We start from the raw sequence: 22090 nt of genomic DNA, 5'->3' as shown, positions 1-22090 counted from the left end.
CAATGAATGCTGAATCTGTTATCGCGATAGCGGAGCGTGGAATATATGTAACCCTCATCGTTTCTGGTCCATTACTGCTGTTAGCCCTTGTAGTAGGATTGATCGTCAGTATTTTTCAAGCAACAACACAAATACAGGAACAAACTCTTGCGTTTATTCCTAAAATCGTGGCGGTCTTGATCGGGATTGTTTTCTTTGGACCTTGGATGTTAACGAAGCTTGTGACGTATACCTCACAAATCTTCTCAGATTTAACAAGGTTCGTAGGGTAAGAGAATGGAAGAGCTTGTACCCATTCTATCGGTATACTTACTAGTGTTTGTAAGGGTTTCGGCTTTTTTTGTTACGATGCCTCTGTTTTCATACCGTAACATACCTGCACAACATCGGATCGCATTCTCGGTGGTGCTCTCTTGGGTCATGTATTATACGATTGAATCTGCGGCATTTGAAATCAACGGCCACTATTTTTTATTGATCATGAAAGAAGCCATGATCGGTCTTTTCATCGGTTTTGTTGCCTATATGATTGTTACGGCCATTCAGATAGCCGGGGGATTCATAGATTTTCAAATGGGGTTTGCCATTGCCAATGTGATCGATCCTCAAACAGGAGCACAAAGCCCCTTGATGGGACAATATCTCTATACATTTGCGCTTCTTTTATTGCTTGCTCTTGATGGTCATCATCTGCTCCTGGATGGAATTTTTTATAGTTATCAGCTGATCCCAATTGATAGTCCGTGGATACCTTTTGGAGATGAAAGATTAATTGACTATGTTATGACATCTTTTAACTCAATGTTCATCATTGCTTTTCAAATGTCGATTCCTGTCGTCGCAACGCTGTTCCTTGTAGATGTGGCCTTGGGGATTGTGGCTCGTACTGTACCGCAGTTAAACGTCTTCGTCGTAGGATTTCCTATCAAGATTGCCGTTGCATTTATCGTGTTGTTCATTGTAATGGGAGTGATGTTTGCTGTCATGCAGCAGCTTTTTGAAATGATGTTCGTGACCATGAGAGATTTAATGAAAATTATTGGAGGCACATAATTTGAAGTGGCTATCATTAGACCTACAGTTTTTCAGTGGGGAAAAGACGGAGAAAGCGACTCCGAAAAAAAGGGATGACGCGCGGAAAAAAGGACAAACAGCAAAAAGCCAGGATGTGAATACAGCAATCATACTTCTTGCCGTCTTTTTGTTCCTTACCTTCAGTGCTTCATATATTGGGGATATTGTGTTCGATCTCTTTAATCAAACCTTTCAGGAATACATGCTGATGGAGCTGACAGAGAATACAGTTCAAATCATAACCATGGATATTATGAAAGAGCTTGCATTACTTCTCGGTCCGATTATGTTAGTGGCCTTACTTGCCGGATTGTTTTCGAATTATATACAAGTAGGAGTCATGTTTACGACTAAACCGCTTGAGCCCAAGTTAGAAAAGATTGATCCGATTAAAGGGTTTAAGCGCATCTTCTCTTTAAGAGCAATCGTTGAACTATTAAAATCCATTCTAAAAATTTCCTTCGTAGGTGCAATCACGTTTGTCATTCTCTGGAAGAATATTGATCAAGTGTTAAGCTTATCGTTTAAATCAGTGGGTGATTCATTAGCGACGATGGCGAGCTTAACTGTACAAATGGGAATCGCTGCTTCACTAGCGTTACTATTCTTATCTCTATTCGATTTTCTTTATCAGAAATATGATTTTGAAAAAAACATTCGAATGTCAAAGCAGGATCTAAAAGATGAACATAAAAACATCGAGGGCGATCCTTTAATTAAATCCAAAATTAAGCAGAGACAGCGTGAAATGGCCATGAGACGCATGATGCAGGAAGTTCCTGAAGCGGATGTGGTGATTACAAACCCTACTCACTTTGCCATTGCTCTTAAATACGATGAGAATAAAATGGATGCGCCTTATGTAGTGGCCAAAGGCGTGGATTATCTAGCACAGAAGATTAAATATATCGCCAATGAAAACGATGTGGTTATGGTGGAAAATCGTCCTTTAGCCAGGTCCCTTTATGACTCGGCTGAAATAGGCGATGCCGTTCCGGAAGAATTTTTCAAAGCAGTTGCAGAAATTTTAGCTTATGTTTACCGAATAAAAAATCAAATGTAAGCAGTTAGGAGAGAAACAATGTCAGCAAGAGATTTATCCGTACTAGCCAGTGTCATATTAATCGTTGCCATGCTTATTATCCCGTTCCCATCCTGGTTATTAAGCTTATTGATCATCGTTAATATTTCACTTGCACTCCTTGTACTCCTAACCTCTATGAATATGAATGAACCATTGCAATTTTCTATATTTCCTTCCCTATTATTATTGTTAACACTTTTTCGATTAGGTCTAAATGTTTCCACAACGAGATCGATCCTTAGTAAAGGTGAAGCAGGGGACGTTGTGGAAACGTTTGGAACATTCGTTGTAGGAGGAAATATTCTCGTCGGTCTCGTAGTATTCATCATCCTCATCGTGATCCAATTTATTGTCATAACAAAAGGGTCTGAGCGTGTGTCCGAGGTTGCGGCAAGATTTACCCTTGATGCGATGCCTGGTAAGCAGATGAGTATAGATGCCGATTTGAATGCTGGGATGATATCAGAGCATGATGCCAGAAATCGTCGGGAAAAAGTAGGTCGGGAAGCAGATTTCTATGGTGCCATGGACGGGGCATCCAAGTTTGTTAAGGGGGATGCCATAGCTGGAATTGTCATTGTCATGATTAATTTAATCTTCGGTATTATCATCGGCATGACACAACAAGGGCTGCCTATCGCCGAAGCGGCAACCCGTTATTCCTTACTGACAGTCGGAGACGGAATTGTCAGCCAGATTCCTGCCCTATTGATCTCAACAGCCACGGGCATTGTGGTAACAAGAGCCGCATCTGAAGGAAATCTGGGACAGGATATCATGAATCAGCTACTGGCTTATCCTGCGATGCTGTATGTAGCTGCCTTCACGATCTTCATGTTGGGTGTAGCAACTCCTATTAATGATATTTTAACTATTCCAGTGGCAGCCCTATTAGGGGTAGGAGCCTTCATGCTTTCAAGGTCACCTAAGGAAAATGAATCTGACTTGATGGAAATGGAAGAAGAAGTAGAGCAGGACGAAATGAAAAGTCCGGAGAGCGTCGTGAACTTACTGAATGTGGATCCGATTGAATTTGAGTTCGGCTATGGTCTGATTCCCCTTGCCGATACGAATCAGGGAGGAGATCTCCTTGACCGGATTGTAATGATACGACGTCAATTAGCGATAGAGCTGGGGCTGGTCATACCTGTAGTAAGAATCCGGGACAATATACAACTTCAACCGAATGAATATCGCTTGAAAATTAAAGGCAATGAAATGGCCCGTGGAGAGCTTTTGCTTGATCATTATTTAGCCATGAGTCCAGGTGTGGAGGATGACTCCATTGAGGGAATTGATACAATCGAGCCCTCATTCGGTCTTCCGGCTAAATGGATTTCAGAAGAAATGAAAGAGCAGGCAGAAATATTCGGATATACGGTTGTGGATCCGCCTTCAGTGGTGTCAACCCACATAACCGAAATGATTAAAACAAATGCTCATGAGCTTCTGGGCAGGCAGGAGACGAAACAGCTCATTGATCATTTACAGGAATCCTACCCAATATTAGTGGAAGAAGTGACGCCGAATCCTTTAACTGTAGGTGAAGTACAAAAAGTATTAGCCAAGTTGTTAAAGGAAAATGTGTCTATCAGAAACCTGCCGATTATTTTTGAAACACTTGCTGACTATGCCAAAATGAGTTCAGATACAGATCTTTTAGCTGAGTATGTTAGGCAATCGTTGGCTAGACAAATTACCAGTCAATATGTTCAAGGAGATGCTTCCTTAAAGGTTGTGACTATGTCAGGAAAGGTTGAAAAATTGATTGCCGACGCCATTCAACAAACGGAGCATGGAAATTATTTATCCATGGATCCCAACGATTCTCAAGGAATCCTGGAAGCAGTCGCATCTCAAGTGGAACAGTTGTCTCTTATGGAGGAGTCACCGATTATTCTGTGTTCCCCTGCCGTGAGAATGTACGTAAGACAATTAACAGAAAGGTATTTTCCTCAAGTACCTATCATTTCATATAACGAATTAGAAGCAAATGTAGAAGTACAAAGTTTAGGGGTGGTGAATGTCGGATGAAAGTAAAGAAATATGTAGCACCTTCCATGAATGAGGCAATGAAAAAGGTCAGAGCTGAATTAGGGGATGATGCCGTCATCCTAAATTCTAAAGTAGCATATACGGGTGGTTTCATGGGGTTATTCAAAAAGAAAATGATTGAAGTCATTGCTGCCATTGATCCAGAGGTTGAGAGTGAAAAGATAGAGATGAGTAGAATGAAAGCTACATCTGCACCAATTGCTCCTCCTTCTCAATCCGAAAAAAAATACGAAGTTCCTAATAAATCGGTAGAGTCAGAATTAAAAGAACTAAAACAAATGATTTCTACTATTAAATCAAAAAATCAATTCGAGAAATTCGCTGAAGATGTTCAAGAAATCTTGCTATTTCTCAAAAATCATGACATTAGTGACACAACTCTCTTCCGATTGGGAGACTATCTTGAAGAGAGAATCAAGAGTGGATTTCTTCCAGGGAACAATCGAAATGAATGGGCTAAACAGGAAGTCAAACATTTTCTGGATGGTCTTCTGAAAGGAATCGCTTTGGGTGGTATGAGTTACAAGAAGAAATACATTAACGTGATAGGCCCAACGGGTGTGGGGAAAACAACTACTTTAGCGAAAATGGCGGCTGAAGCAGTCATTGAGAAACGGATGAAAATAGCTTTCATCACGACAGATACATATCGTATTGCAGCGATCGAGCAATTAAAGACGTATGCAGGTCTGTTGAATGTTCCAGTTGAAGTAGTCTATAAAATAGAAGACTTTAAAAAAGCAATCGATAAATTCCAAGACTACGACCATGTTTTCATTGATACTGCAGGCAGGAATTTTAGAGAAAAGAAATATGTAGATGATTTGCGGGGAATTATTGACTTCGATCACCATATGGAGACGTTCCTGGTTCTTTCCCTGACGAGCAAGGAGAGGGATATGAAGGAAATCATTTCACAGTTTTCTTCTATTGACATTGATCGGTTTATTTTCACGAAACTAGATGAAACATCCAGTTACGGTTCTATGATCAATATGATGACAGAGGTGAGGATCGGTGCATCTTATGTAACGATCGGTCAGGATGTACCGGAGGATATTACCGAGGTGAATGTTGAAGAAATAGGTCATTTGCTTATGAAAGGATTTCGATATGAAAGATCAAGCATATAACCTAAGGCGGAAAATGCTCATAGGCGACTCTTCTCCCGCTAAAACGATTGCAGTAGTAAGCGGAAAGGGGGGGGTTGGAAAATCGAATATCTCCACCAACCTTTCCGTTTTGCTTGGTAAAGAAAATCAGAAAGTATTATTAGTTGACCTGGATATCGGCATGGGAAATATTCATATTTTACTAGGAAGTCATCATTCTTACTCAATCATGGATTATATTGAGGAAAAAGAACTAGATATCAACACAATTATATGTGACAATGTTCATGGTATTTCTTACATAAGTGGGGGGAATGGTCTTAAAAATATAGTGGAGTGGAAAGAGAAGCAGATAGAACGGTTCTTTGAAGTGATGGAGCATGCAGTTCAAAAGTATGATTACATTCTTTTTGATATGGGTGCAGGAGCTACGAAAGAGACGTTGGAATTTCTCTTGGCGATGGATGAAATCATTGTTGTCACAACACCTGAACCTACCTCGATTACAGATGCCTACTCGATGATGAAATATATTTATTTGAGGGATCCAGAGAAACCGTTCTATCTGATATGTAATCGGGCAGAATTCAAGAAGGAAGGTCTTGAAACGATTACGAGATTACAAGAAACGGTGAGGAAATTCCTCCAAAAGGAGATAGTTTCTTTAGGGGTCTTACCTGAAGATTCAACGGTAAGGAAGGCGGTCATTCATCAAACACCCATAGTTGTCGGATACCCTGCTTCAGAAATGACCTTAAGTCTGCGTACGATGTTGTATCACCTCGTCGGGGGATCGAATCGACCAGTGAGTAAACAGGCAGGCTTTTTAAAGAGTATGAGAAATTTATTTTTTGGGAGGTAAAATTCCTGAATGAAAAAAGTTCTAGTTGTAGATGATTCAGCATTTATGAGAAAACTTATTAGTGATTTTCTAACAGCCTCTAAACAGCTAGAAGTGATAGGAATTGCTAGAAATGGTGAAGACGCGATTTCAAAAATTAAAAAACTCCGTCCCGACGTCGTGACCCTTGACGTGGAAATGCCAAAGATGAATGGAATAGAAGCCTTAAGGAGAATCATGGGGGAGTGTCCGGTACCTGTCGTGATGCTCTCATCTACAACCAAAGAGGGGGCGGAGGAGACTGTCAAAGCCATGGAGCTTGGAGCTGTTGATTTTATCGCGAAACCATCTGGAACCATTTCATTGGACCTTCATAAAGTTCAAGATGAAATGGTTGAAAAAGTAATATCGGCAAGCAAGGTGAATTTGACGAAAATAACCAGCGCTTTTCGAAAAAGGACAGAGTCGGAAGATTCAAGTGAACCTGCTAATGGAGGTGTACCAACGTTACCTTCTGAACTTAAATGGAGCAGGGATTCACCGAAATTGATCCTTATAGGAACATCAACAGGAGGTCCACGCGCTTTACAGCAGGTGCTTACAGAATTATCTCCTCAACTGGATGCACCAGTGGTAGTGGTACAGCACATGCCGCCCGGCTTTACCAGCTCACTAGCCAATCGGTTAGATGGTCAATCCGCCATTAAAGTGAAGGAAGCGGAGCATGAAGAAATCCTCCAAAAAGGAACAGCATATATAGCACCGGGTGGTTTTCATACAAAAGTGGTCGAGCATGGAGCACGTTTAGCCTTTGAACTATCAAGAGAAGAAGCACCACGAAATGGTCACAGACCTTCCGTTGACATATTGTTCGAATCCGCATGCCTGCTTCGAAATTATGGCAAAATAGCTGTCATTATGACTGGGATGGGCTCCGATGGCTCTGAAGGATTAATCAAGCTTAAAGAAACAGGCGAAGTGAGAGCCATTGCAGAATCAAAAGAGACTTGTATTGTGTTTGGAATGCCGAAATCGGCTATCGCTACAAATTTAGTAGACAGCGTGGAACATATCGAGGATATTTCTCAATCTATTATGAAGTACATGTTGTAGAGAGGTGTGGAGCACATGGAATTGAGTCAATATTTAGAAGTTTTTATAGAAGAGAGTAAGGAAAATCTACAAACCTGTAATGAGCAATTACTGGAATTGGAGAAAAATCCTGAAAACCTGGCGATTGTTAATGAAATTTTTCGTTCAGCTCACACGTTAAAAGGAATGTCTGCAACGATGGGGTACGAAGATTTAGCAAACCTTACCCATAAAATGGAGAATGTTCTGGATGCTATACGTAATGAAAAAATTAAAGTGACACCAGAAATATTAGATGTAGTGTTTAAATCCGTTGACGACCTGGAAGCAATGGTGTTTTCTATCGCGGATGGCGGAGATGGAAAACGGGACGTGACAGAAGTAGTCACCCTCCTCCAAGCAATTGAAAAGGGTGAAAATTTACATTCAGCAAGTAATGAAGCTGCCGCAACCATAGCCCCTGAAATACATACATTGTCCATGAAGTATGAAGCATTTGAACAAACCGTTATTCAGCAATCCTTCGAGCAGGGATTCCGTTGCTTTGAAATTACCGTTTCCTTGCGGGATGATTGTCTGTTAAAAGCCGCAAGAGTATATATGGTTTTTGAAGTGCTGGAAAAACTCGGAGAAGTCATTAAGTCTTTCCCAACTGTAGATCAGCTGGAAGAAGAACAGTTCGATCATTCCTTTGTTATAGCTGTTGTGTCAAAAGAGGATGCAAGTGACATAGAAAAGAGTATACGTAACGTCTCTGAGGTTGAAGAAGTCACGATAATGGAACTGACCTCACAACATATTCACAACAAAGAAATGAATGCAATGGAGGAACAGTCAGGGGAAGCTGTTGTAATAGAACAGGAAGACAGGATACCTAAAGAAACAAATAAAACATCCAAACAATCGAATCCTTCGAGTAAAACGATACGTGTAAACATTGAGCGACTGGATGTACTGATGAACCTTTTTGAAGAACTTGTCATTGATAGAGGCAGATTGGAACAAATCTCAAAAGATTTAAATAATCCGGAATTAAATGAAACGGTTGAAAGAATGACACGGATTTCCGGAGACTTACAAAGCATCATCCTCACTATGCGGATGGTTCCTGTAGAAACGGTATTTAACCGCTTTCCCCGAATGGTAAGACAGCTTGCAAGAGATTTAAATAAGAAAATTGAACTGGAAATCATAGGGGCAGAAACAGAACTTGATCGGACGGTGATCGATGAAATCGGTGATCCTCTCGTCCACTTAATTCGAAATGCCCTGGATCACGGAATTGAAATGCCTGAGATTCGCTCAAAAAATGGTAAGCCTGAGCAAGGGACGGTCAAGCTGAAAGCCTATCATAGCGGAAACCATGTATTTATTGAACTTGAAGATGATGGTGCAGGTATTAATAAACAGCGAGTGATGGAGAAAGCGATTCAAAAAGGAATTGTATCAGATGAAGTTGCGCAAACCTTATCCGATAGACAAATCTATGAACTTATCCTGGAATCAGGTTTTTCAACAGCTGACCAAATCTCAGATATCTCTGGTAGAGGTGTTGGATTGGATGTAGTTAAAGCGACGATTGAGTCATTAGGTGGTGCCATTACAATTGACTCCAGTGCTGGTCAAGGATCATTGTTTTCTATCCAATTGCCATTAACCTTATCGATTATTTCTGTCATGCTTGTTGAGGTTGAAGCTGAGAAATACGCAATCCCGCTTTCTTCCATTATCGAGACGGCCATAGTAAAAAAAGAAGAGATCATGAATGCACATAATCAAAGAGTGATAGATTTCAGAGGCAAAGTGGTCCCGTTGTTATTCCTGGAGGATGTATTCGAAGTTCCTAAAGATTCAAAGGATGAAGAGTTTTATTCTGTCGTGGTTGTCCGAAAAGGAGAAAAAATGGCAGGATTAGTAGTGGGTTCATTTATTGGTCAACAGGAAATCGTCCTAAAATCATTAGGGAACTATCTTAATGATGTATTTGCCATTTCAGGTGCAACCATATTGGGTGATGGGCAGGTAGCACTGATTGTTGATTGCAATGCATTGATTAAATAGGAGGTAAGGGAAATGAGTGTAGTGACAGAGACGATGGAAGACCTAAAGCTTATCGTATTTCAATTGGTGGATAAGGAATATGCCATTCCTGTCGAACAGGTCCGATCAATTGAGAGGCTACAGCATATTACGAGAGTGCCTAGAACGGCTTCCTATGTTAAAGGTGTAATAAATTTACGTGGTGTCGTAACCCCCATCATCGATTTAAGAAGTCGGTTCGATTTATCCTCTTCTGAGCCAACTGAGAGCACCCGTGTGATTATCGTGGGTCTAGAGGATAAGGAAGTAGGATTGATCGTTGATGCGGCAAATGATGTGTTGGATGTAGAAAGAGAAATGATTGAACCATCACCGGGAGTTGTCGGAGTAGTAGAAGCAGAGTACATTGGTGGGGTAGTAAAGCAAAATAAACGATTATTGATTCTACTTCATTTAGACAAAATACTGCAATCCATCTAAGGGGAACAGATACGAATGGGTTATGAGAAGAAAATTTCGGCAATGCACTTAGATATTTTGAAAGAAATCGGAAATATTGGAGCGGGGCATGCAGCAACTGCCCTCTCTACTCTTCTGGATAAGAAAATTGACATGAAGGTACCCAGTGTCCAGGTTGTTACATTCGATGAAATGATGGACATGGCAGGAGGACCGGATAATGTGGTCGTAAGTGTGTTCTTAAGAATTGAAGGGGATGCACCAGGAAGTATGTTTTTTTTATTACCTCTTGAACAAGCTTCTACTTATATTCGAACAATGATACAGGATCGTTCGTTTTCCTTTAGTGAACCGCCGTATTCAGAATTGGGTTTATCAGCCATGCAAGAGTTAGGGAATATTCTCTCGGGTTCTTATTTGTCTTCCTTATCCGACTTTACGAGTCTTAAGCTATTACCTTCAGTTCCCGCTTTATCTGTAGATATGGCAGGTGCCATTATCGGTTTCGGATTACTGGAAATTTCACAGGTTAGTGATTACGCGATCGTCATAGATACAGCCTTAAAAGAAGAAGAATTGGAGAAATCTGAAAGTGTGAAAGGTCACTTCTTCCTCTTGCCGGATCCCGATTCATTTGAAATCATTTTCCAATCCCTCGGTGTGAAGCTATGATTGTGGTGAACACAGTGGTAAGGGTGGGTATTGCAGATATGAATATCGTTAGTAATGGAAGTTCAATTCGCACATCGGGCTTAGGTTCTTGCATTGGGGTGGTATTATACGATGAGTTCATTAAATTGGCTGGTATGGTCCACGTCATGCTCCCTCATTCATCGTTAGGGAAAGAGCCTTCCATGAATTTAGCTAAATACGCAGACACTGGAATAGATGAACTCATTCACCAACTGGGAGAACGGGGTGCGAAAGTGGAGAGACTTAAGTGCAAAATGGCGGGCGGTGCACAAATGTTTCAATTCAAAGCAAAAAGCGATGTGATGAGAATAGGCCCAAGGAATGCTGAAGCGGTCAAAGAGGCTCTCTTGAAGCATCGAGTGCCCATTGTAGCAGAGGATTTAGGTGGTAATAAAGGGAGAACCATTGAATTCTTCACGTCGACTGGAATCCTTCATGTTCGCACGGTAAATGAAGGAACAAAAGAATTATGAGTTTATGAAAAGCTTCAAGGAGCAGATGTAACAGGAAAGATCCACTCGTTTTCTCATACCATGGAGTTCTATACCTTAAAGCAGGTTTCAAGGAAGAAAATAGTAAGCAAGGAGGATTCTTATGTCTCAGCAACCCCCTCGAACAGATGAACAACTATATTGGGAGAAATGGATTAACAGTCGTGATACCCAGGCAGGTGACATGTTAGTGAAGAAATACATGCCCCTTGTGTCATATCATGTTCAGAGAATTTCCGTTGGGCTGCCAAGAAACGTCTCGAGAGAAGATATAAAGAGTCTTGGGTTAATGGGTTTACTGGATGCACTTCAGAAGTTTGATCCAACAAGAGATCTAAAGTTCGATACATATGCTTCGTTCAGAGTCCGGGGAGCCATTCTCGACGGACTGAGAAAAGAAGACTGGCTACCAAGATCAACAAGAGACAGGGCGAAAAAAATCGAAGCCAAAACAGTAGAGCTGGAGCAGATTTTATTACGCCACGTGACCGCCGAGGAAGTAGCTGCATCATTAGAGATGGCTCCTGAGGAAGTATATCAAACCACCAATGAACATTTCTTTGCCAATATCCTTTCCATGGATGAGCAACTAACCGATGAAGATCATGAATCTCAAAGCTATTCTATTAAAGATGATAAGACGATCACACCTGAGGAAGAAGTGTTAAAAGGTGAAAAGGTAACAGAGTTAGAGGAAACGATTCTAACACTTTCTGATAAAGAGCAGCTTGTGTTAAGCTTATTTTATAAAGAGGAATTAACTTTGACGGAAATCGGGGAAGTCATGAAACTATCAACCTCACGAATCTCACAAATACATTCCAAGGCCATTTTTAAACTGCGCAATTTATTAGGCTCTTGAACCACTCTATTGACAGAACGGTCCACACAATGAGCCCAAACCATAGATGTTGATGGACTGTTCCGACGAAATACGGTTTAAAGGAGCAGTCCTTTTATATGCTTAGGAAAAACTAAAATCAAACTAAACTAAGGTGATGACATGGTAACATTCCTGCTTTTTATATCTTTTCTTCTTAATATCGTTTCCTTGCTTGCGATCGTCATTTTATATTCAAGGCAAACTCGTTTTCTTAACATGGAAAAAGAACCAAAGAAAATGATCAAGGAATTGGAAGAAGTCATTTCTACTTATCTGATAGAAATGAAAGAAGAGAATGAAGAGTTCATTAGGACTTTTAATCATCATTCTAAAAGTCAAACACGTATCACTGACAAAACGGACGATGAGAATGTAAACAGTTCCCCGCTTCAAACCAATCCCAAGTGGTCAGGAGCAGGATATAAGCAAGCTTCAATGGCCTATCAACAAACACCAACACCACAAGTGGGAGCTGTCGAAAAAAAGTTGGAAGTGAAACCAACAGTAAAAACCAACGAAGATCCCCTTATCCAACAGGTTCTCTCACTAAAAAAAGAAGGGATGACCATCGAGGAAATAGCTCAAACCGTCGGAAAAGGGAAAACGGAAATTGAGCTCCTGCTGAAATTCAGTCAAATTATGTAGGAATGTCTTGATTGGTTGGAATAGGTGTGCTATAGTATTCATGGTGTGATTACACACGTTTCTCGATTGAGGTAGATGGTGCTATTCAAACGAATAGTTTCTACTACAAGATGACGGAAACGGAGGAGAAAACAAAAACCATTTAGGAGGAAACACACATGTCAGTAATTTCTATGAAACAATTGCTAGAAGCTGGTGTACATTTCGGACACCAAACTCGCCGTTGGAACCCAAAAATGAAGAGATATATCTTCACTGAGCGTAACGGTATCTACATCATCGACCTTCAAAAAACAGTAAAAAAGGTTGAAGAAGCTTACAAGTTCGTGAAAGAATTAGCTGGTAACGGCGGTAAAGTTCTTTTCGTTGGTACGAAAAAACAAGCACAAGAGTCTGTTAAAGAAGAAGCAGAACGTGCAGGTATGTACTACATCAACCAACGTTGGTTAGGTGGAACACTTACTAACTTCGAAACAATCCAAAAGCGTATTTCCCGTCTTAAAGAAATTGAAAAAATGGAAGAAAACGGAACGTTTGAAGTACTACCTAAGAAAGAAGTAGTACAACTTAAAAAAGAACACGAACGCTTAGTGAAATTCTTAGGCGGAATCAAAGATATGAACACGCTACCTGATGCATTATTCATCATCGACCCTCGTAAAGAGCGTATTGCTGTAGCTGAAGCTCGTAAACTTCATATCCCTATCGTGGGTATTGTAGATACAAACTGTGATCCGGATGAAATCGATGTTGTCATTCCTGCGAATGACGATGCAATCCGTGCAGTTAAGCTTCTTACAGGTAAAATGGCAGATGCTATTTTAGAGGCTAAGCAAGGTGAAGAAGCAGCTGTAGCAGCTGAGTAATGAATGGAAGGTGATAAGAGGGCTTACCCTTATCACCTTTTTTTAAAGAGTATTCACATTTACTGTACTCAAATCGAGAGACAGTACATTTTTGACTAACACCCATGGGTGATATAGTCTACATAGTTAAAATAAGGAGGAAACCCACTATGGCAATTACTGCACAAATGGTTAAAGAACTTCGTGAAAAAACTGGCGCTGGAATGATGGATTGTAAAAAAGCGTTAACAGAAACTGATGGAGATATGGACAAAGCAATTGACTTCTTACGTGAAAAAGGAATTGCAAAAGCAGCTAAAAAAGCTGATCGTATTGCAGCTGAAGGTACTACTTATATTGCAAGCGAAGGGAATACTGCTATCATTTTCGAAGTGAATGCAGAAACTGATTTCGTTGCGAAAAACGAAAACTTCCAAAGCCTCGTTAAAGAATTAGCAGATCACTTACTAGCTAACAAACCGGCTTCTGTTGAAGATGCTCTAGAACAAAAAATGGCGAATGGTTCAACTGTAAGTGAATTCATCAACGCCGCTATCGCTAAAATCGGAGAAAAAATCACTCTACGTCGTTTTGAAATCCGTACTAAAGGTGATAACGCTGCATTTGGTGAATACCTGCACATGGGTGGCCGTATTGCTGTTCTGACAGTAGTAGAAGGCACAACAGATGCCAATGTAGCGAAAGATGTTGCTATGCATGCTGCAGCATTAAATCCTAAGTATGTATCCCGTGACCAGGTTTCTGCTGAAGAAGTAGAACGTGAACGTGAAGTACTTAAGCAACAAGCATTAAATGAAGGAAAGCCTGAAAACATCGTAGAAAAAATGGTTGAAGGCCGCCTTGGAAAATACTTCGAAGATATCTGTATCCTGGATCAGACATTCGTTAAGAATCCAGATCAAAAGGTACGTCAATACCTTGAAGCGAATAAAGCTACTTTAACTGATTTCATCCGTTACGAAGTAGGGGAAGGTCTTGAAAAACGTCAAGATAACTTCGCTGAAGAGGTAATGAGTCAAGTTAAGAAATAATAAAAGCTAAACAATTCTTAGTAGGGAACACTTAGCGTGTTCCCTATTTTTCAAGAAAAATTCTATTTTTATGGAGGTTCCCATGAGCGTTCCTAAATACAAACGTGTCGTTCTGAAACTTAGTGGAGAAGCATTAGCAGGCGATGATGGCTTCGGAATAAACCCTTCTGTTATTAAAAATGTTGCAGAAGAAGTAAAAGAAATTGCTGAACTTGATGTTGAAGTTGCAGTTGTCGTTGGTGGAGGTAATATCTGGCGTGGTAAGATAGGTAGTGAGATGGGAATGGATCGTGCATCTGCTGACTATATGGGGATGCTGGCTACCGTAATGAATTCTTTGGCTCTTCAAGACAGCCTTGAGCAAATTGGCATCGAAACCAGAGTTCAAACTTCAATCGATATGCGTCAAGTGGCAGAGCCTTATATCAGACGCAGAGCCATCCGTCACTTAGAGAAGAAACGTGTTGTGATTTTTGCAGCAGGTACCGGAAATCCTTACTTCTCAACCGACACAACTGCAGCACTTCGAGCTGCTGAAATCGAAGCAGAAGTCATCCTGATGGCTAAAAACAACGTAGATGGTGTATACTCAGCAGATCCTAAGAAGGACGAGACGGCTGTTAAATATGAAGAACTATCCTATTTAGATGTTCTGAAAGAAGGTTTGGCTGTAATGGATTCAACAGCTTCTTCTCTTTGTATGGACAATGATATTCCACTTATTGTATTCTCTATTATGGAGGATGGGAATATTAAGAGAGCCATCACAGGTGAAAATATAGGTACAATCGTTAGGGGGAAAGCATAATGCCAAATACGATCATTACAAACGCAAAAGAAAGAATGACAAAAGCTATTCAAACATTTTCTCGTGAGTTAGCAAGTATCCGTGCAGGAAGAGCAAACGCATCTCTACTTGATAAGATTACAGTTGATTACTATGGTGCACCGACACCTGTTAATCAATTAGCCGGTATTTCGATTCCGGAAGCTCGAATGTTAGTCATCCAGCCTTATGATAAATCAGCTTTAGGTGATATTGAAAAGGCGATATTGAAATCAGACTTGGGAATTACACCTACAAGTGACGGGAACATTATCCGGATCGTTGTTCCTGCATTAACAGAAGAACGTCGTAAAGAACTTGTGAAGCTTGTGAAAAAAGAAGCTGAAGATGCAAAAGTGGCGATCCGTAATATTCGTCGTGATGCAAATGATGATCTTAAGAAGAAAGAGAAAAGCGGGGACATTACAGAAGATGACCTTCGTGGATATTCTGATGATGTTCAGAAAGCAACAGATGACAGCATTGTCAAGATTGATGGCATTGCAAAAGATAAAGAACAAGAAATGTTAGAAGTATAATTAATCATATTCTAATCCTAAGGGGCTGACCTATAAGTGAACTCATATTCCTTATGGGCCGGTCCTTTTGTTTTATGCTTGTTTAGAGTGTTTATGATGATAGTCGTTTTTTCCTTTTCTCTGATTGCCTGATTTTATTCGTTTAGAGAAAAAACATCGTTTACACGTTCAAAATACATATATGAATGTACATAATCTAATTTCTTAAAGATATCTTCCTTATTTTTTGATATGATAGTAAAGGTAAATATTTTTTGGATTGTTGGTGGAGGATTTTTTATGCTAAACAAGCTTAAGCAATGGAAACGACAGCAAACTTCCGAAGAAGTGGATGATCGATTTCAAGAATTAGTAAAACACCCGATTCCGGGTCATATAGCTATTATTATGGATGGTAATGGACGATGGGCCAAAAAAAGGGCCTTACCCAGAGTCGCTGGACACCATGAAGGCATGAAATGTGTGAGAAGAATAACGAAATTGGCAAACGAATTAGGTGTAGAAGCTTTAACTCTATATGCTTTTTCAACTGAGAATTGGAAACGTCCAAAAATGGAAGTTGAGTTTCTCATGAAGTTGCCAGAAGAATTTCTAGGAACATTTCTACCTGAATTAGTAGAAGAAAACGTTCAGGTGAAAATGATGGGTTCTCCGGATGCCTTGCCGAACCACACTAAGAGAGCCGTCACTAAGGCGATGGAAGCTACGGAGAATAATGACGGTCTGATATTAAACTTTGCTTTAAATTATGGCAGCCGCTCAGAAATTATAGATTCTATGAAGCATGTCTTAAAAGATGTTCAGAATGGAATACTAGATGAGAACCAATTGAATGAAGAAGTATTTTCAAGTTACTTGATGACGAAAGATTTAAAAGATCCAGACCTGCTTATTCGAACGAGTGGAGAAATCCGCTTAAGTAACTTTATGCTTTGGCAATTAGCTTATACAGAGTTCTTTTTTACAGACGTACTGTGGCCGGATTTTGGCAAGGAACATTTATTAGAAGCAATTGAAGCATATCAAGGACGTTCAAGAAGATTTGGTGGGTTACAAAGCGAGGAATCCTAATGAAACAAAGAATTATTACAGCAGTGATAGCTGCAGCAATATTTTTGCCAATCATCATTTTTGGTGAAACACCATTTATTATTTTAATGTATCTTATTGCTTCCATCAGTTTATATGAAGCTTTAAAGATAAGAGGGCAATGGATTTTTACCATTCCCGGGTTATTATCTTTAGCATTGTTATGGGTATTTTTGATCCCAACCGATTCTATCGGGATCATAGCAGATTTTGGCTATTCCAAAATCGAAATGGCCTTTCTTGCCGTGCTGCTCTTCTTAACATATACAGTAGCAACTAAGAACCGTTATACATTCGATGATGTGTCTTTTGCTCTGTTAAGCATTTTATATGTAGGAATTGGTTTCTATTACTTTATGGAGATCCGTTTGGATGAAGGAGTACAGTTTGTTTTCTACGCTTTATTTATCATATGGGCAACCGACTCAGGGGCTTATTTCATCGGAAGAGCATTGGGGAAAAAAAAGCTATGGCCTGAAATCAGTCCTAATAAAACCATCGAAGGTTTTGTTGGTGGGATAATTTGTGCCATCGTAGTTGGAGTCATCATGACGTTTTTCACAGATCTTGATATGTCCATTCCTAAACTTATTATCGTGACTGCTATTCTATCTGTCTTTGGGCAAGTTGGAGACCTGGTCGAATCAGCTTTGAAAAGACATTACAAAGTAAAAGATTCCGGGCATTTATTACCGGGACATGGTGGAATGCTCGATCGTTTTGATAGTTTATTATTTGTGTTTCCCCTTCTACACTTTCTTTTATAAAGGTAGAAGGCTTCTAGCGGGAGGAGTGTAGTTGTTGAAAAAGATTAGCTTATTGGGAGCTACCGGTTCTATCGGAACCCAAACCCTTGATGTAATCCGTGAGCATCCTGAAGAATTCAAACTGACAGCTATGTCTGTTGGCAGAAATATAGAAGAAGCTAGAAAAATGATTCTAGAATTCAGTCCTCAATTGATTTCTATTCAACGAAAAGAGGATGCTGAATTACTAAAGAAAGAAATGTCATCTTCTGTAAAGGTCCTTTATGGGGAAGAAGGCTTGGTGGAGGTGGCTTGCCATCAGGATGCGGACCTACTTGTTAACGCAGTGCTGGGAAGCGTGGGACTTCACCCCACATTACAAGCCATCGAGTCAGGGAAAATGATTGCGATTGCCAATAAGGAAACGCTTGTAACGGCTGGACATCTGGTGATGGAGGCTGCCCGGAAAAAGAATACTTCTTTACTGCCGGTTGATAGTGAGCATTCTGCCATATTCCAGGCGCTACAGGGAGAACAAGAAAAGAATATTGAAAAACTGATCATTACAGCATCCGGAGGCAGCTTCAGAGACCGGACGAGAGAAGAATTAGTGGGTGTCACAGTAACAGAAGCTTTGAACCACCCGAACTGGTCAATGGGAGCAAAGATTACCATCGACTCTGCTTCAATGATGAACAAAGGGTTAGAGGTCATCGAAGCACATTGGTTATTTGGTATTCCTTATGACCAAATTGAGGTGGTGCAGCATAGAGAGAGCATAATCCACTCCATGATTCAATTCCACGATTCATCTGTGATGGCTCAATTAGGCACGCCTGATATGCGTGTGCCGATTCAATATGCTTTAACCTATCCGGACAGACTTATTAGACCAGGTAAGAGATTGGACTTAGTCAGAATGGGTAAGCTTCATTTTGAAGAGATGGATTTAAATCGTTTCCGCTGTCTTGCTTTCGCCTATGAAGCAGGACGGATCGGCGGTAGTATGCCGACGGTACTAAATGCTGCAAATGAAGCGGCAGTTTCCATGTTCCTGGAAAACAAGATATCTTTCCTTGACATTGAAACGTATATTGAGAAGGCTATGTCTACTCATCAAGTGATACATAGACCAGATCTTGAATCTATACATGAGATTGATCAACAGACTAGACAACTCGTTTCAAGCTGGTTGTAGAGTACTTGGGCATGTTTACATGTTCTGTAACGTAGTATGATAGTGGACATGTTTCTTACCTATACTTCAAACATTGAGATCTGTTACCAACAGGTTATAAAAAAGGTGGTTTTTTATTTGCAAACGGTGATTGCCTTTGTTGTTATTTTTGGAGCTTTAGTATTTTTTCATGAGCTTGGACATTTAATTTTCGCTAAGCGTGCAGGTATTCTATGCCGTGAATTCGCAATAGGGTTTGGTCCTAAAGTGTTTTCATACAAAAAGGATGAAACTACCTACACGATTCGCTTATTGCCTCTTGGGGGCTTTGTCCGAATGGCCGGGGAAGATCCGGAAATGGTTGAGCTAAAGGCTGGGCATCGGGTTGGTCTTGTACTCGATCAGGATGAAAAAATAAAAAAAATTGTCTTAAATAACAAAGATCGCTATCCGAATATTCGTGTCATTGAGGTAGAAGAAGCGGATTTAGAGCACAGACTGCATATTCGTGGATACGAAGAAGAAGAGGAGGAACTGAAAACCTTTTTGATTTCCAGGGACGCCGTATTCATTGAAGATGGTGTCGAGACACAAATCGCTCCCTGGGATCGACAATTTGCATCTAAGTCATTACCCCAACGGGCGATGGCCATTTTTGCAGGGCCGCTATTTAACTTTATTTTAGCATTCTTCATTTTCATCCTTGTAGGCTTATTGCAAGGGGTTCCTACGAATGATCCTGTTCTTGGTGAACTCACAGAAGATGGGGCAGCAAAAGAAGCCGGCCTTCAGAAAAATGACGTGATTTTAAGTATAGATGGTAAAGAGATTTCGACATGGGATGATATTGTCACCATCATACAGAAGCACCCAGGCGATGAGCTGCGGTTTAATGTTGATCGTAACGGCTCAAACACAGAAATTCCAGTCACCCCAAAACCTCAAGAAATAGAAGGGGAAGAAATAGGGATCATTGGTGTTCATAGTCCTGTTGAAAAGTCACCTCTCAAAGTAGTGACCAATAGTGCACAACAAACCTATGAATGGACCAAAATGATTTTTGTTCTATTAGGAAAGCTTGTGTCCGGGGAGTTCTCAATTGATGCATTATCAGGGCCGGTCGGAATCTATCAGTCAACGGATGTTGTTGCTAAATCAGGTATATTCTACCTAATGAGATGGGCAGCCATCTTAAGTATCAACCTGGGAATTATGAACCTTCTGCCAATTCCTGCCCTTGACGGAGGCAGACTCCTGTTCTTCGCAGTTGAAGCGGTAAGAGGGAAGCCGGTGGATCGCCAAATGGAAGGAATGGTCCATTTTGTCGGGTTTGCCCTTCTCATGGTTCTCATGCTCGTTGTTACATGGAACGACATTCAAAGATTTTTCTTATAAAATATGATGCATGAATCATGAACAGGCAGTTTCTCCCTCCAGAATCAAAAAAATGAGGGTGTCACTGCCTGTTGATTTAAGATAAAATAGTGAGAAGGAAATTCCCACACTACATAAATAATATATATGGTAACTGAGGTGCTAAATAGATGAAGCAACGTAATACATTCATTCCTACTTTAAGAGAAACGCCAGCTGATGCAGAAATTAAGAGCCATCAGCTTCTCTTAAGAGCAGGATTCATAAGACAAAATGCAAGTGGTATTTATAGCTTTTTGCCATTAGGAAATAAAGTATTAAAAAAAGTGGAAGAGATTGTTCGTGAAGAATTAGATGCAGCCGGTGCTGTTGAAATGCTCATGCCTGCCCTGCAACCTTCCGAGCTCTGGAAAGAATCGGGACGCTGGGGAACGTATGGCCCTGAATTAATGAGAATGCATGATCGCCATGATCGTGAATTTGCCCTTGGAGCAACACATGAGGAAGTGATTACAAGTTTAGTAAGGGACGAAATTAAATCATATAAACGTCTACCCCTCACCATGTATCAAATTCAAACAAAATTCCGTGATGAAAAGCGTCCACGTTTTGGACTCCTTAGAGGAAGGGAATTCATTATGAAGGATGCCTATTCATTCCATTCTTCTTCTGAAAGCCTGGACGAAACATACGATGCATTATTTCAGGCGTATTCAAATATATTCAGCAGATGCGGGCTGAATTTCAGAGCAGTTATCGCTGACTCTGGAGCAATGGGCGGTAAGGATACACATGAATTTATGGTATTATCTGAAGTCGGCGAAGATACGATTGCATACTCCGATAATTCCGATTATGCAGCGAATATCGAAATGGCTGAAGTAGTGGATTCCTATACTCAATCCACTGAAAATATGCTTGAAATAGAAAAGCTATCAACACCAGAGAGTAAATCGATTGAAGAAGTTTCCTCTTTCCTATCTATTGAGAAAGCTCAATGTGTGAAGTCGCTACTATTTAAGGTAGATGATGATTATGTATTGGTATTATCCCGTGGTGATCACGAAATTAACGATATCAAAGTGAAAAACCTTCTAAATGCCAGTGTAGTTGAATTGGCATCAGCCGAAGAAACCAAAGAGCTCATCGGATGTGAAATTGGATCAATTGGCCCTTGTTCATTAGATAAAGATGTAAAAATTGTTGCTGATCAAGCAGTTAAATACATTCGAAACGGTGTAGCCGGAGCAAACGAAGTAGGCTACCATTACACAAACGTAAACCCTAAACGTGATTTTGAGGTTTCTCAATACGCAGATCTTCGCTTCATTCAAGAAGGTGACCCTTCTCCTGACGGAAATGGTACGATTGTTTTCGCAAAAGGAATCGAAGTGGGACATGTATTCAAACTGGGGACAAGATATTCAGACGCATTAGGCTGCTCATTCTTAGATGAAAATGGCCGATCTCAATCGATCATGATGGGTTGTTACGGAATAGGTGTCTCTCGTACCCTTGCAGCAGTTGCAGAGCAATTCAATGATGACAATGGTCTGGTTTGGCCAACGAACCTTTCACCATATGACCTTCATTTAATTCCGATTAATATGAAGGATGAATCACAGGCTACACTTGCAAACGAACTATATGACAAATTTAACGAGAATCGTTATGATGTATTAATGGATGACCGGAATGAGCGTCCAGGAGTTAAATTCGCTGACTCTGATCTGATTGGACTTCCAATTCGTATAACGGTCGGGAAGAAAGCAGGAGAAGGCATCGTTGAAGTGAAAGTAAGAAGAACAGGTGAGATGCTGGAAGTGCATAAGGACGAGCTTCTACCAAAACTGCAAGAACTATACAAGACTCTTTCTTAAAAAGAAAAGGGCTCGACTTTAAAGGAGGCAATCCTTAGCTGTCAGCCCTTTTTCTACTGTAAATAACACGATTAGAAATGGGGGAGAAGGATC

At 40.4% G+C, this 22090-nt stretch carries 22 protein-coding genes; all 22 read left to right on the top strand.

Annotated elements, in window-relative coordinates; all coding sequences use genetic code 11:
• Window positions 1–2: 2 nt before the first annotated feature.
• Window positions 3–272, top strand: coding sequence for a flagellar biosynthesis protein FliQ (fliQ, locus tag AC6CIB_RS05495; RefSeq protein ID WP_044337389.1), 270 nt, complete (start codon window positions 3–5; stop codon window positions 270–272).
• A gap of 4 nt (window positions 273–276) precedes the next feature.
• Window positions 277–1053 (top strand): flagellar biosynthetic protein FliR, encoded by a 777-nt coding sequence (fliR, locus tag AC6CIB_RS05490; protein WP_498278505.1) that lies wholly within the window; start codon window positions 277–279, stop codon window positions 1051–1053.
• 1 nt (window position 1054) lies between these two features.
• Window positions 1055–2137 (top strand): flagellar biosynthesis protein FlhB, encoded by a 1083-nt coding sequence (gene flhB, locus AC6CIB_RS05485; RefSeq protein WP_498278503.1) that lies wholly within the window; start codon window positions 1055–1057, stop codon window positions 2135–2137.
• Window positions 2138–2155: 18 nt separating this feature from the next.
• Window positions 2156–4192: a flagellar biosynthesis protein FlhA gene (gene flhA, locus AC6CIB_RS05480; RefSeq protein WP_498278501.1), complete on the top strand. Its 2037-nt coding sequence runs from the start codon at window positions 2156–2158 to the stop codon at window positions 4190–4192.
• A complete protein-coding gene (gene flhF / locus AC6CIB_RS05475) occupies window positions 4189–5346 on the top strand; it encodes a flagellar biosynthesis GTPase FlhF (RefSeq protein ID WP_498278499.1) in 1158 nt (385 codons plus the stop codon). The genes flhA and flhF overlap by 4 nt, the downstream gene beginning before the upstream one ends.
• Window positions 5327–6187, top strand: coding sequence for a MinD/ParA family protein (locus AC6CIB_RS05470; RefSeq protein WP_498278497.1), 861 nt, complete (start codon window positions 5327–5329; stop codon window positions 6185–6187). Before flhF ends, AC6CIB_RS05470 begins: the two co-directional genes overlap by 20 nt.
• 9 nt (window positions 6188–6196) lie before the next feature.
• A complete protein-coding gene (locus AC6CIB_RS05465) occupies window positions 6197–7279 on the top strand; it encodes a protein-glutamate methylesterase/protein-glutamine glutaminase (protein WP_498278495.1) in 1083 nt (360 codons plus the stop codon).
• 15 nt (window positions 7280–7294) lie between these two features.
• Window positions 7295–9319: a chemotaxis protein CheW gene (locus AC6CIB_RS05460; RefSeq protein WP_498278493.1), complete on the top strand. Its 2025-nt coding sequence runs from the start codon at window positions 7295–7297 to the stop codon at window positions 9317–9319.
• 33 nt (window positions 9320–9352) lie between these two features.
• Window positions 9353–9778, top strand: coding sequence for a chemotaxis protein CheW (locus AC6CIB_RS05455; RefSeq protein WP_498278676.1), 426 nt, complete (start codon window positions 9353–9355; stop codon window positions 9776–9778).
• A 15-nt stretch (window positions 9779–9793) separates the two neighbouring features.
• Window positions 9794–10429, top strand: a complete 636-nt coding sequence (locus tag AC6CIB_RS05450; RefSeq protein WP_498278491.1) for a chemotaxis protein CheC — start codon at window positions 9794–9796, stop codon at window positions 10427–10429.
• Window positions 10426–10923 carry a chemotaxis protein CheD gene (locus AC6CIB_RS05445; RefSeq protein ID WP_498278489.1) on the top strand — a complete coding sequence of 166 codons (498 nt, stop codon included), beginning with the start codon at window positions 10426–10428 and terminating at the stop codon, window positions 10921–10923. Before AC6CIB_RS05450 ends, AC6CIB_RS05445 begins: the two co-directional genes overlap by 4 nt.
• A gap of 121 nt (window positions 10924–11044) precedes the next feature.
• A complete protein-coding gene (locus AC6CIB_RS05440) occupies window positions 11045–11803 on the top strand; it encodes a FliA/WhiG family RNA polymerase sigma factor (protein WP_498278487.1) in 759 nt (252 codons plus the stop codon).
• A gap of 141 nt (window positions 11804–11944) precedes the next feature.
• Window positions 11945–12469, top strand: a complete 525-nt coding sequence (locus AC6CIB_RS05435) for a hypothetical protein (protein WP_498278485.1) — start codon at window positions 11945–11947, stop codon at window positions 12467–12469.
• A 158-nt stretch (window positions 12470–12627) separates the two neighbouring features.
• The gene (gene rpsB, locus AC6CIB_RS05430) at window positions 12628–13335 is read left to right on the top strand and encodes a 30S ribosomal protein S2 (protein ID WP_498278483.1); all 708 of its coding nucleotides are present in this window, start codon (window positions 12628–12630) and stop codon (window positions 13333–13335) included.
• A 149-nt stretch (window positions 13336–13484) separates the two neighbouring features.
• Window positions 13485–14366 (top strand): translation elongation factor Ts, encoded by an 882-nt coding sequence (tsf, locus tag AC6CIB_RS05425; RefSeq protein WP_498278481.1) that lies wholly within the window; start codon window positions 13485–13487, stop codon window positions 14364–14366.
• A gap of 82 nt (window positions 14367–14448) precedes the next feature.
• A complete protein-coding gene (gene pyrH, locus AC6CIB_RS05420; RefSeq protein ID WP_148968763.1) occupies window positions 14449–15174 on the top strand; it encodes a UMP kinase in 726 nt (241 codons plus the stop codon).
• Window positions 15174–15731 (top strand): ribosome recycling factor, encoded by a 558-nt coding sequence (gene frr / locus AC6CIB_RS05415; protein ID WP_498278479.1) that lies wholly within the window; start codon window positions 15174–15176, stop codon window positions 15729–15731. Before pyrH ends, frr begins: the two co-directional genes overlap by 1 nt.
• Before the next feature lie 279 nt (window positions 15732–16010).
• The gene (uppS, locus tag AC6CIB_RS05410; RefSeq protein ID WP_498278477.1) at window positions 16011–16802 is read left to right on the top strand and encodes an undecaprenyl pyrophosphate synthase; all 792 of its coding nucleotides are present in this window, start codon (window positions 16011–16013) and stop codon (window positions 16800–16802) included.
• On the top strand, window positions 16802–17587 hold the full coding sequence (locus tag AC6CIB_RS05405) for a phosphatidate cytidylyltransferase (RefSeq protein WP_498278475.1): 786 nt from the start codon (window positions 16802–16804) through the stop codon (window positions 17585–17587). The genes uppS and AC6CIB_RS05405 overlap by 1 nt, the downstream gene beginning before the upstream one ends.
• Window positions 17588–17621: 34 nt before the next feature.
• Window positions 17622–18764 carry a 1-deoxy-D-xylulose-5-phosphate reductoisomerase gene (gene dxr / locus AC6CIB_RS05400; RefSeq protein ID WP_498278674.1) on the top strand — a complete coding sequence of 381 codons (1143 nt, stop codon included), beginning with the start codon at window positions 17622–17624 and terminating at the stop codon, window positions 18762–18764.
• A gap of 117 nt (window positions 18765–18881) precedes the next feature.
• Window positions 18882–20138: an RIP metalloprotease RseP gene (gene rseP / locus AC6CIB_RS05395; protein ID WP_498278473.1), complete on the top strand. Its 1257-nt coding sequence runs from the start codon at window positions 18882–18884 to the stop codon at window positions 20136–20138.
• A gap of 149 nt (window positions 20139–20287) precedes the next feature.
• Entirely contained in the window at window positions 20288–21997 is a 1710-nt protein-coding gene (locus tag AC6CIB_RS05390) for a proline--tRNA ligase (RefSeq protein WP_498278471.1), read from the top strand.
• Window positions 21998–22090 lie beyond the last annotated feature (93 nt).

It is taken from the genome of Rossellomorea sp. GQ25 (genome assembly GCF_059758515.1).
Note: the sequence above shows the minus strand (reverse complement) of the source record. Positions and strands in the feature narration are given on the sequence as shown.

What these genes read in the sequence shown, in the direction of transcription:
- fliQ (WP_044337389.1), top strand. Translation starts at nt 3, where the DNA reads ATGAATGCTGAATCTGTTATCGCGATAGCGGAGCGTGGAATATATGTA.
- AC6CIB_RS05440 (WP_498278487.1), top strand. Translation starts at nt 11,045, where the DNA reads ATGTCTCAGCAACCCCCTCGAACAGATGAACAACTATATTGGGAGAAA.
- fliR (WP_498278505.1), top strand. Translation starts at nt 277, where the DNA reads ATGGAAGAGCTTGTACCCATTCTATCGGTATACTTACTAGTGTTTGTA.
- AC6CIB_RS05455 (WP_498278676.1), top strand. Translation starts at nt 9,353, where the DNA reads ATGGAAGACCTAAAGCTTATCGTATTTCAATTGGTGGATAAGGAATAT.
- AC6CIB_RS05470 (WP_498278497.1), top strand. Translation starts at nt 5,327, where the DNA reads ATGAAAGATCAAGCATATAACCTAAGGCGGAAAATGCTCATAGGCGAC.
- frr (WP_498278479.1), top strand. Translation starts at nt 15,174, where the DNA reads ATGCCAAATACGATCATTACAAACGCAAAAGAAAGAATGACAAAAGCT.
- tsf (WP_498278481.1), top strand. Translation starts at nt 13,485, where the DNA reads ATGGCAATTACTGCACAAATGGTTAAAGAACTTCGTGAAAAAACTGGC.
- AC6CIB_RS05465 (WP_498278495.1), top strand. Translation starts at nt 6,197, where the DNA reads ATGAAAAAAGTTCTAGTTGTAGATGATTCAGCATTTATGAGAAAACTT.
- rpsB (WP_498278483.1), top strand. Translation starts at nt 12,628, where the DNA reads ATGTCAGTAATTTCTATGAAACAATTGCTAGAAGCTGGTGTACATTTC.
- uppS (WP_498278477.1), top strand. Translation starts at nt 16,011, where the DNA reads ATGCTAAACAAGCTTAAGCAATGGAAACGACAGCAAACTTCCGAAGAA.
- pyrH (WP_148968763.1), top strand. Translation starts at nt 14,449, where the DNA reads ATGAGCGTTCCTAAATACAAACGTGTCGTTCTGAAACTTAGTGGAGAA.
- AC6CIB_RS05405 (WP_498278475.1), top strand. Translation starts at nt 16,802, where the DNA reads ATGAAACAAAGAATTATTACAGCAGTGATAGCTGCAGCAATATTTTTG.
- AC6CIB_RS05450 (WP_498278491.1), top strand. Translation starts at nt 9,794, where the DNA reads ATGGGTTATGAGAAGAAAATTTCGGCAATGCACTTAGATATTTTGAAA.
- AC6CIB_RS05435 (WP_498278485.1), top strand. Translation starts at nt 11,945, where the DNA reads ATGGTAACATTCCTGCTTTTTATATCTTTTCTTCTTAATATCGTTTCC.
- flhF (WP_498278499.1), top strand. Translation starts at nt 4,189, where the DNA reads ATGAAAGTAAAGAAATATGTAGCACCTTCCATGAATGAGGCAATGAAA.
- AC6CIB_RS05445 (WP_498278489.1), top strand. Translation starts at nt 10,426, where the DNA reads ATGATTGTGGTGAACACAGTGGTAAGGGTGGGTATTGCAGATATGAAT.
- AC6CIB_RS05390 (WP_498278471.1), top strand. Translation starts at nt 20,288, where the DNA reads ATGAAGCAACGTAATACATTCATTCCTACTTTAAGAGAAACGCCAGCT.
- flhA (WP_498278501.1), top strand. Translation starts at nt 2,156, where the DNA reads ATGTCAGCAAGAGATTTATCCGTACTAGCCAGTGTCATATTAATCGTT.
- AC6CIB_RS05460 (WP_498278493.1), top strand. Translation starts at nt 7,295, where the DNA reads ATGGAATTGAGTCAATATTTAGAAGTTTTTATAGAAGAGAGTAAGGAA.